The sequence below is a fragment of the Kitasatospora sp. NPDC036755 genome (genome assembly GCF_040636595.1).
In the GTDB taxonomy this organism is placed as follows: Bacteria; Actinomycetota; Actinomycetes; order Streptomycetales; family Streptomycetaceae; genus Kitasatospora.
The window spans coordinates 16,399-25,185 of sequence record NZ_JBEZUT010000107.1 but is presented as its reverse complement, the minus strand read 5'-3'; the positions used below and the strand labels follow the sequence as shown (position 1 = coordinate 25,185).

General features: G+C 72.0%; 9 protein-coding genes and 2 tRNA genes. 2 read left to right on the top strand and 9 right to left on the bottom strand.

Features of this window, described 5'->3' with window-relative positions; translation table 11 throughout:
• Window positions 1-153: 153 nt before the first annotated feature.
• From AB0E96_RS18095 to AB0E96_RS18085, 3 genes are all read right to left on the bottom strand, one after another.
• On the bottom strand, window positions 154-1,299 hold the full coding sequence (locus AB0E96_RS18095; RefSeq protein ID WP_359824492.1) for a D-alanine--D-alanine ligase family protein: 1,146 nt from the start codon (window positions 1,297-1,299) through the stop codon (window positions 154-156).
• Between the two features lie 125 nt (window positions 1,300-1,424).
• Window positions 1,425-2,426, bottom strand: coding sequence for an NAD(P)H-dependent glycerol-3-phosphate dehydrogenase (locus tag AB0E96_RS18090; RefSeq protein ID WP_359824490.1), 1,002 nt, complete (start codon window positions 2,424-2,426; stop codon window positions 1,425-1,427).
• The gene (locus AB0E96_RS18085; protein ID WP_359824488.1) at window positions 2,423-3,253 is read right to left on the bottom strand and encodes a lysophospholipid acyltransferase family protein; all 831 of its coding nucleotides are present in this window, start codon (window positions 3,251-3,253) and stop codon (window positions 2,423-2,425) included. Before AB0E96_RS18085 ends, AB0E96_RS18090 begins: the two co-directional genes overlap by 4 nt.
• 227 nt (window positions 3,254-3,480) lie before the next feature.
• Here AB0E96_RS18085 and cofC point away from each other — a divergent pair, with 227 nt between their 5' ends.
• Together cofC and AB0E96_RS18075 are read left to right on the top strand one after the other, a co-directional pair.
• Window positions 3,481-4,164 carry a 2-phospho-L-lactate guanylyltransferase gene (gene cofC / locus AB0E96_RS18080; protein WP_359824485.1) on the top strand — a complete coding sequence of 228 codons (684 nt, stop codon included), beginning with the start codon at window positions 3,481-3,483 and terminating at the stop codon, window positions 4,162-4,164.
• A gap of 154 nt (window positions 4,165-4,318) precedes the next feature.
• On the top strand, window positions 4,319-4,540 hold the full coding sequence (locus AB0E96_RS18075; protein WP_280686257.1) for a hypothetical protein: 222 nt from the start codon (window positions 4,319-4,321) through the stop codon (window positions 4,538-4,540).
• Window positions 4,541-4,732: 192 nt separating this feature from the next.
• Here AB0E96_RS18075 and AB0E96_RS18070 read toward each other — a convergent pair whose 3' ends face one another.
• From AB0E96_RS18070 to AB0E96_RS18045, 6 genes are all read right to left on the bottom strand, one after another.
• On the bottom strand, window positions 4,733-5,527 hold the full coding sequence (locus AB0E96_RS18070) for an HU family DNA-binding protein (RefSeq protein ID WP_359824483.1): 795 nt from the start codon (window positions 5,525-5,527) through the stop codon (window positions 4,733-4,735).
• Between the two features lie 133 nt (window positions 5,528-5,660).
• Window positions 5,661-5,927, bottom strand: a complete 267-nt coding sequence (locus AB0E96_RS18065; RefSeq protein WP_049659171.1) for a hypothetical protein — start codon at window positions 5,925-5,927, stop codon at window positions 5,661-5,663.
• 263 nt (window positions 5,928-6,190) lie between these two features.
• Window positions 6,191-6,787, bottom strand: coding sequence for a 3-isopropylmalate dehydratase small subunit (gene leuD / locus AB0E96_RS18060; protein WP_359824480.1), 597 nt, complete (start codon window positions 6,785-6,787; stop codon window positions 6,191-6,193).
• A gap of 3 nt (window positions 6,788-6,790) precedes the next feature.
• Window positions 6,791-8,215: a 3-isopropylmalate dehydratase large subunit gene (gene leuC, locus AB0E96_RS18055; protein ID WP_359824477.1), complete on the bottom strand. Its 1,425-nt coding sequence runs from the start codon at window positions 8,213-8,215 to the stop codon at window positions 6,791-6,793.
• Window positions 8,216-8,564: 349 nt separating this feature from the next.
• Window positions 8,565-8,639, bottom strand: a tRNA-Gln gene (locus AB0E96_RS18050).
• Between the two features lie 49 nt (window positions 8,640-8,688).
• A tRNA-Glu gene (locus tag AB0E96_RS18045) sits at window positions 8,689-8,761 on the bottom strand.
• Window positions 8,762-8,787: the final 26 nt, after the last annotated feature.

Sequence of the window (8,787 nt, the reverse complement as noted above, 5' to 3'; positions counted from 1 at the left end):
ATCCGCCCACCACCTATATCTACCCCCACCACGCAACACTCTTCCCCTACCCCCCGCTCTCCCTTTCTCTGCGGGGGGCGCCCGCCCCCACGCCCCGCCGGGACGCGCCGAGGGCGGGCCGGGAGCCTCCCGGCCCGCCCTCGGCCGCGGGTCCTAGCGGAGTCCGGTGGAACGCCGCAGCGCCGTCCCGAGCAGCCGGTCGATCAGCTCCGGGTACGAGACCCCGCTGGCCTCCCACATCTTCGGGTAGGCCGAGATGGGGGTGAAGCCGGGCATGGTGTTGATCTCGTTGATCATCCAGGTGCCGTCCTCCAGCAGGAAGAAGTCCACCCGGGCCAGGCCCTCGCAGCCGAGCGCCTCGAAGGCCTCGACCGCCTGGCGCTGGATCTCGGCGAGCTCCCCGGCGGTCAGGTCCGCCGGGATCTTCACGTCCGAGGAGTCGATGTACTTGGCCTCGAAGTCGTAGAAGTCGAAGCCCTCGCCGACCAGGATCTCGCCGGCCACGCTGGCCCGCGGGCCGTCCTCGAACTCCAGCACGCCGCACTCGATCTCGCGGCCGGTCACGCCGGCCTCGATGATCAGCTTGGGGTCGTGCCGGCGGGCCTCCTCGATCGCGGCGTCGAGGTCGGCCAGGTCCTTCACCTTGGTGATGCCGATGCTGGAACCGGCCCGGCAGGGCTTCACGAACAGCGGCAGGCCCAGCTCGGCGGCCCGCTCGCGCACCGCGGCGCGGCCCTCCTCGGACTCCCAGTCGCGCGGCCGCACGATGGTGTAGCGGCCGACGCCCAGACCGTGCGAGGCCAGGATCCGCTTGGCGAACTCCTTGTCCATGCCGGCCGCGCTGGCCAGCACGCCGTTGCCGACGTACGGGACGCCGGAGAGCTCCAGCAGGCCCTGGAGCGTGCCGTCCTCGCCCCACGGGCCGTGCAGCAGCGGGAACACCACGTCGACCTCGCCGAGCGCCTTCGGGGCGCTGCCCGGCTCGGTCAGGACCACCTCGCGGTTGCCCGGGGCGACCGGCAGCGCGACCTGGCCGTCGACGCCCTCGGCGACGTTCGCCACGTCCGGGAGCTTCCCGTCGGTGATGGCCATCCGGGCCGGCTCGTCGCTGGTCAGCGCCCAGCGGCCCTCGTGCGTGATGCCGATCGGCAGCACGTCGTACTTGTCGCGGTCGATCGCCCTGAGCACGCTGCCCGCGGTGGAGACCGAGATCGCGTGCTCGGAGCTGCGCCCGCCGAAGACCAGCGCGACGCGCGGCTTCCGGTCGGGCCGGTTCGGGGAGGACTGTTCGATGCTCATATCGGGTTTGAGACTACCGTGCGACGCCCTGCCCGAATGTGAGCGGCACCGGGCAGTCGGCGGCGCCGGGGCCCGGTGCCGCCCCCCGTCGTCGGCGCCGTCGGCACCGCCCGGACACCGCCCCGTCAGTGCCGCTCCGCCTTCGCCGACCGCGACATCAGCGTCCGCAGCACCTCCTGGGTCGGCCGCCCGTTGTGCACCACGTCCACCACGGCCTCGACGATCGGCATGTCGACCCCGTTGCGCCGGGCCAGGTCCAGCACCGACTCGCAGGACTTGACGCCCTCGGCGGTCTGCCGGGTGGCGGCGATGGTCTCCGCGAGCGACATGCCCCGGCCCAGGTTCATGCCGAAGGTGTTGTTGCGGGACAGCGGCGAGGAGCAGGTGGCCACCAGGTCACCCATCCCGGCGAGCCCCGCGAAGGTGTGCGGGTCCGCGCCCAGCACCTCGCCGAGCCGGGTGGTCTCGGCCAGCCCGCGGGTGATCAGCGTCGCCTTGGTGTTGTCGCCGAGCCCCATGCCGGCGGCCATGCCGACCGCCAGGCCGATCACGTTCTTGACCGCGCCGCCGAGTTCGCAGCCCACCACGTCGGTGTTGGTGTACGGCCGGAAGTACGGCGTGTGGCAGGCCGCCTGGAGCCGCTTGGCGACCGCCTCGTCGGAGCAGGCGACCACGCTGGCGGCGGGCTGCCGGTTGGCGATCTCCTTGGCCAGGTTGGGCCCGCTGACCACCGCGACGCGCTCCGGGCCGACCCCGGTGACCTCGTCGATCACCTCGCTCATCCGCTTGGCGGTGCCGAGTTCGATGCCCTTCATCAGGCTCACCAGCACGGTCTGCGGCTCGATCAGCGGCGTCCAGGCGGCCAGGTTGTCGCGCAGCGTCTGCGAGGGCACCACCAGCACCGCGAAGTCGGCGCCGGCCAGCGCCTCGGCGGCGTCGGTGGTGGCCCGCACGCTGTCGGGCAGCCGGACGCCCGGCAGGTAGTCCGGGTTCTCGTGGGTGGAGTTGACGGCGTCCACCTGCTCCTGGCGGCGGGCCCACAGCACGACCTCGCAGCCCGCGTCGGCGAGCACCAGCGCGAACGCGGTGCCCCAGGAGCCGGTCCCCATCACGGCGCAGCGGGTCACTTGCCGGCCTCCTCGGTGCCCTTGCCCCGCTCGCCCTTGGCGTGCCGGCGCTCGGCCAGCGCGGCCGCGGCACGCTCCCGGGCGGCCTTGCGCATGTCGTAGCGCTCGGCCGGCGGCTCCTCGCCGCGGACCTCGGCCAGCACGGCGGTGATCGCCGTCATGATGTCCTCGGTGGCGTCGGAGAGCACCTGGGCGGTGAGCTCCTGCCCCCGGTACCTGCTCAGGTCCACCGGCGGCCCGGCCGCGACGGTGACCCTGTGCCGCGGGAACAGGTTGAACTTGCCCTTCCCGTACCCGGCCCGGCCGTACGGCGGGATGATCTCGTGGGCGCCCCAGTGCGCGACCGGGATGACCGGCGCACCGGTCATCAGCGCGACCCGGGCGACCCCGTTCTTGCCGGTCATCGGCCACAGGTCCGGGTCCCGGGTGAGCGTGCCCTCCGGGTAGAACTGCACGCACTGACCGCCGTTGACGGCGTCGATGGCGGCCCGGAACGCCTGCGCGGCGTCGGTGGACTCGCGGAAAACCGGGATCTGGCCGGTCTTGCGCAGCATGAATCCGATGAAGGGGATCGAGAACAGCGAGGACTTGCCGAGAATGCGCGGCGGACGTCCGCTGTTGTACTGCCAGTGCGCGTAGACCAGCGGATCGATGATCGAATTGTGGTTCACCGCGGCGATGAAGCCGCCGTTCTTCGGAATGTGCTCCCAGCCCCGCCAGTCGGGCTTCACCAGGGCGGTCGTCACCGGCTTCACCAGCACGGCCGCGAAGCGGTACCAGATGCCGTAGTCGGCGTTGCCGAACTTGGCGTACGAGCGGCGGGCCACCCCAGCTCCTTCTCATCCGATGCGGCACGGATTACCGCGGTCATGGCGTCCCGGTGCCGCGCACCGTTCCGGTCGGTGCCCGGGTCACGGGCGCGGAACAGTGTCGCCCGCCCGCTCACCGGCTGTCGAGCAACCGCGCCAACCCGCCCGGCGGGCGTGATCAAACGCACGTCCGCACAGCTCGGACGGCCTGGCGAGGCTCCGGGACCGGCGACACAATGACGCCGATGACCCAGGACACCGTACGCCCCAGCGGGCCCGTCGCGCCCCTCGCACCCATGGCCGGCTGGTCGCTGGTCCTTCCGCTCAAGCCGCTCGCCCTGGCGAAGAGCAGGCTGGCCCCCTACGCCGGGCCGCACCGGGCCGAGATGGCGCTGTCCTTCGCCCTGGACACCGTCACCGCCGCCCTGGCCACCCGCGGCGTCGACCGGGTCCTGGTGGTCACCCCCGACGTGTCGGCGGGCTCCCGGCTGGCCGCGCTCGGCGCCCTGGTGGTCGCCGACGAGCCCGGCGGCGGGCTCAACCGGGCGCTGGCGCACGGCGCCGAGGCCGCCCTGACCCTGGCCCCGCGCTCCCCGCTGGCGGCGCTCTCGGCGGACCTCCCCGCCCTGCGGCCGGCCGAACTCGCCCGCGTGCTGGGCGCGGTGCCGCCGGACGGCCGGGCCTTCCTGCCGGACTCCCCCGGCCTCGGCACCACCCTGCTCGCCTGCGCCCCCGGGCGTCCGCTCTCCCCCGCCTTCGGGGACGGCTCACGGGCCCGGCACGCGGCCGGCGGGGCGTTCGAACTGCGCCTCGCGGGCGTGGAGTCGGTGCGCCGGGACGTGGACACCGGGACGGACCTCCACGAGGCCTCGGCGCTCGGCCTCGGCCCGAACACCGGCGCGCTGTTCGCCCGTCTGAACCTGTCCTGAACCCGTCCCGGGCCTGTCCCCAGCCCTTTGCGGAGCCGCTTCCGGAAGGCCGCCCCGCCACCTTTCCCCGCGCCGCTCGGAGCCTCCCGGCCCGTACCGGCCGGGCACCGGCCTGCTCCCGGGCCCTGGCCGGCCCGCTCGCTATGCTGCTCGCATGCAGGCCACCGCGTTCACCTTCGACCCCGCCACCCGGGCCGGCTCCGTGCTGCTCGACGACGGGACCCCGGTGCCGTTCGACGCGGCCGCCTTCGACGCCGGCGGCCTGCGGCTGCTGCGCCCCGGCCAGCGGGTGCGGATCCGCACCGAGGGCTCCGGAGAGGCCCGCCGGGTGGTCTTCGTGACGCTCCAGACCTTCCCCGACCCCGCCGAGGGCTGACGGCCGCACCCGGTCGCCCGACCCGCCGGAGCGGTGCCCCACCGGCCGTGACGCCCCGCGCCGCCGTGCGCCGCGGATTTCGGACCAAGCGCCCGGAAATCGAAAGAGCCGCGGCGACCGGTCCCCGTGAATTCACGGAGGGGGGTGCCGCGGCTCTGTGCCGAAGGCCGTCCGAGGACGGTCGCGCGGGACTTACTTGGCAGAGGTCTTGCGCGCGGTGGTCTTGCGGGTGGCGGTCTTCTTCGCCGGCGCCGTCTTCTTGGCCGTGGCGGTCGCCTTCTTGGCGGTGGCCGTGGTCTTCTTGGCGGCAGCCGTGGTGGTCGCCTTCTTCGCCGCGGCCGTCTTCTTGGTCGCGGCGGCCTTGGTCGCGGTGGCCTTGGTCGCGGCGGCCTTCGTGGCGGCGGCCTTGGTCGCGGTCGCCGTGGTCTTCTTGGCGGCGGTGGTCTTCGCGGCCGTGGACTTCGCGGCGGCCTTCTTGGCGGTGGCCGTGGTCTTCTTGGCGGCGGCCGTGGTGGCGGCCTTCTTGGCGGCGGCCGTGGTCGCCGTCTTCTTGGCGGCGGCCTTCTTGGTGGCCGGGGCGGCGGCGGCAGCGGCGGCGGCGCGCTTGGTGGCGGCACGCTTGGCGGCCGGGGTGGCGGCCACGCCGCTCTTGCCCGGGGTGAGGGAGCCCTTGGGGGCCTTCTTCACCGAGGGGCCTTCCTTCGGCAGCTTCTTGCTGCCGCTGACCAGGTCCTTGAAGCCCTGGCCCGGACGGAAGCGCGGGACCGAGGTCTTCTTGACCTTGACCCGCTCGCCGGTCTGCGGGTTGCGGGCGAAGCGCGCGGAGCGCTCCACCTTCTCGAAGGTGCCGAACCCGGTGACCGAAACCCGGTCACCGGCCACAACGGCACGGACCATGGTGTCGAGCACTGCGTCGACGGCCTCTGCGGCAGCCTTGCGACCGCCCAGCTGCTCGGCCACCGCTTCGACAAGCTGAGCCTTGTTCACGTCTTCCCCTTCGGAAACGGGCGCCGGATGATTCCATCCGTTCTTTTCGCACGTTAGGTATGTATCTGCGGACTTTCAATTACCAAACGCGCGAATCACCCTAGTGTCGCAATGGATTTGCGCGTCGGCGACCTCAGTCGAGCGGCGGGGGCCCCTCGTCGAGGTCATGTACAAAGCGACTCAACCGCCTTGCCGCCTCCGGAAGATCGCGCTTGGCGGTCTCGGTGACGATGAGGAGTTGACGGGTGAGAGCGGTCTTTGCATCGGCAGACACGTTCAGCGCATGCACGCGGGCGTGAGCTTGCTTCAACCGCTCGGCCACAAGCGCGTAGAGCGCTACGACTTCCTGGTCGTCCGGCCCCTCAGCTGGCGCGGAGGTGACGTCCGGCCGGTCGTCAATTCGGCGTTCGGATGGCCGGCCCATGGAGTCCTCAGCCGCGGGTTCGCCGCCCGCGTACGGAGGTTCATGGTGCCGGTGCATGTACTGATTGTGCCATCTACCCGCAGTTGTACTTGCGCGGGGCCCTCTTCCGCAAAGCCAAATGGGCAATCCGGGGCGGGCCGCGGCGCTAACTCGTGCTCCGGAACGCCGGATGGCCCGGCCCCCCCGAGGGGGGCGCGGGCCATCCGGCGGATCGTCAGAATGCTTGTTCTGAGGGGAACTCAGGCGGCAGGCAGAGTACGGGGCTTGAACGCCGGGCGGGTCGCCTCGAAGGCCGCGATGTCCTCCTCGTTCCGCAGCGTGATGCTGATGTCGTCCAGGCCGTTGAGCAGTCGCCACCGGACGTTGTCGTCCAGTTCGAAGGCCGCGGTGACGCCTTCGGCGCGCACTTCACGGGCCTCCAGGTCGACGGTGATCTCGGCCGAGGGGTCACTCTCCGTGAGCGCCCAGAGCTGTTCCACGGTCTCCTGCGGCAGGACGACCGTCAGCAGGCCGTTCTTCAGGGAGTTGCCCCGGAAGATGTCGGCGAAGCGGGACGAGATGACCGCGTGGAAGCCGTAGTTCTGCAGCGCCCAGACGGCGTGCTCCCGGGAGGAGCCGGTGCCGAACTCGGGGCCGGCCACCAGGACCGTGGCGCCCTGGCGCTCCGGCCGGTTGAGGATGAACGACTCGTCCTTGCGCCAGGCCTCGAACAGGCCGCCCTCGAAACCGGATCGGGTGACCTTCTTGAGCCAGTGGGCGGGGATGATCTGGTCGGTGTCCACGTTGCTGCGGCGCAGCGGAACGGCCCGGCCGGTGTGGGTGGTGAACTTCTCCATGGCTCAGGCCTCCACGGCAGCGACGTCGGCGGTCAGGTCGGCGGGGGCCGCGAGGCGGCCCAGGACGGCGGTCGCGGCGGCGACCTGCGGGGAGACCAGGTGGGTGCGGCCGCCCTTGCCCTGCCGGCCCTCGAAGTTGCGGTTCGAGGTGGAGGCGCAGCGCTCACCCGGGGCGAGCTGGTCGGGGTTCATGCCCAGGCACATCGAGCAGCCCGCGTGGCGCCACTCGGCACCGGCCGCGGTGAACACCTTGTCCAGCCCCTCCTCCACGGCCTGGAGCGCGACCCGGACGGACCCGGGGACGACCAGCATCCGTACGCCGTCGGCGATCCGGCGGCCCTCCAGGACGGCGGCGGCGGCCCGCAGGTCCTCGATCCGGCCGTTGGTGCAGGAGCCGACGAAGACGGCGTCGACCGCCACCTCGCGCAGCGGGGTACCGGCCTCCAGGCCCATGTACGCCAGGGCGTTCTCGGCGGCCAGGCGCTCCTGCGGGTCGGCGAAGGAGGCCGGGTCCGGCACGTTCGAGCCCAGCGGGGCGCCCTGGCCCGGGTTGGTGCCCCAGGTGACGAACGGGGTCAGCTCGTTCGCGTCGATGAAGATCTCGTGGTCGAAGACGGCGTCCTCGTCGGTGCCCAGGGTCTTCCAGTACGCGACGGCGGCGTCCCAGTCCTCGCCCCGCGGGGCGTGCGGGCGGCCCTCCAGGTAGGCGAAGGTGGTCTCGTCCGGGGCGATCATGCCGGCCCGGGCGCCGGCCTCGATCGACATGTTGCAGATGGTCATCCGGGCCTCCATGGACAGGCCCCGGATCGCCGAACCGCGGTACTCCAGGACGTAGCCCTGGCCGCCGCCGGTGCCGATCCTGGCGATGACGGCCAGGATCAGGTCCTTGGCGGTGACACCCTCGGGCAGTTCGCCCTCGACGGTGACCGCCATGGTCCGGAACGGCGCCAGCGGCAGGGTCTGGGTGGCCAGCACGTGCTCGACCTGGCTGGTGCCGATGCCGAACGCCAGCGCGCCGAAGGCACCGTGGGTCGAGGTGTGGGAGTCGCCGCAGACCACGGTCATGCCGGGCTGGGTGAGGCCGAGCTGGGGACCGACGACGTGCACGACGCCCTGCTCGACGTCGCCGAGCGAGTGGATCCGGACGCCGAACTCGGCGGCGTTCCGGCGCAGGGTCTCCAGCTGGACCTTGGAGACCGGGTCGGCGATCGGCTTGTCGATGTCCAGGGTGGGGGTGTTGTGGTCCTCGGTGGCGATCGTCAGATCGGTGCGACGGACCGTGCGCCCGGCCAGCCGCAGCCCGTCGAAGGCCTGCGGGCTGGTGACCTCGTGGAGCAGGTGCAGGTCGATGTAGAGGAGGTCGGGCTCGCCCTCCGCGCGCCGCACGACGTGGTCGTCCCAGACCTTCTCTGCGAGTGTCCGTCCCATCGGATTCCCTCCAGCCGGCCGCGTTGCCGGCCTTCTCGTGTGTCGAGGTCAAAGCGTGTGCGCCGCCCTGAGGCTCCCGGGCCGCTCCCGTCCAGAGTGGCGCTTTTCGCCGGAGATTGAACTGGCGTCTCGCGGAGTGAGACCGCAGTCTTAGCGCATGGACAGCGCGGACGCCCCGGTCCGCACCGGCGGCCGGCCCTCGCGGAGCGCCGGGGGCGTCCCCGCGGGCGGCCGCGGAAAGGGCCCCGCGGAACGCCGAAGGGCCCCGCTCGCAACGGAGCGGGGCCCTTCGGGAGAACAATCGCGGGGAAAGCAAAAAGACCCCGGAAACCGGGGCCTTTCCAATTTCTGGCTGGGGTACCAGGACTCGAACCTAGACTAAATGAACCAGAATCACTCGTGCTGCCAATTACACCATACCCCAACACAAAGCAAGGGCCGATGGGCGAGCCCACCGGCTTCCTGCTCTGAAGTACCCCCGACCGGATTCGAACCGGCGCTACTGCCGTGAGAGGGCAGCGTGCTAGGCCGCTACACAACGGGGGCTTCCTGGTGATCCCTCGCGGGATCGT

What these genes read in the sequence shown, in the direction of transcription:
- cofC (WP_359824485.1), top strand. Translation starts at nt 3,481, where the DNA reads ATGACCCAGGACACCGTACGCCCCAGCGGGCCCGTCGCGCCCCTCGCA.
- leuD (WP_359824480.1), bottom strand. Translation starts at nt 6,787, where the DNA reads ATGGAGAAGTTCACCACCCACACCGGCCGGGCCGTTCCGCTGCGCCGC.
- leuC (WP_359824477.1), bottom strand. Translation starts at nt 8,215, where the DNA reads ATGGGACGGACACTCGCAGAGAAGGTCTGGGACGACCACGTCGTGCGG.
- AB0E96_RS18095 (WP_359824492.1), bottom strand. Translation starts at nt 1,299, where the DNA reads ATGAGCATCGAACAGTCCTCCCCGAACCGGCCCGACCGGAAGCCGCGC.
- AB0E96_RS18075 (WP_280686257.1), top strand. Translation starts at nt 4,319, where the DNA reads ATGCAGGCCACCGCGTTCACCTTCGACCCCGCCACCCGGGCCGGCTCC.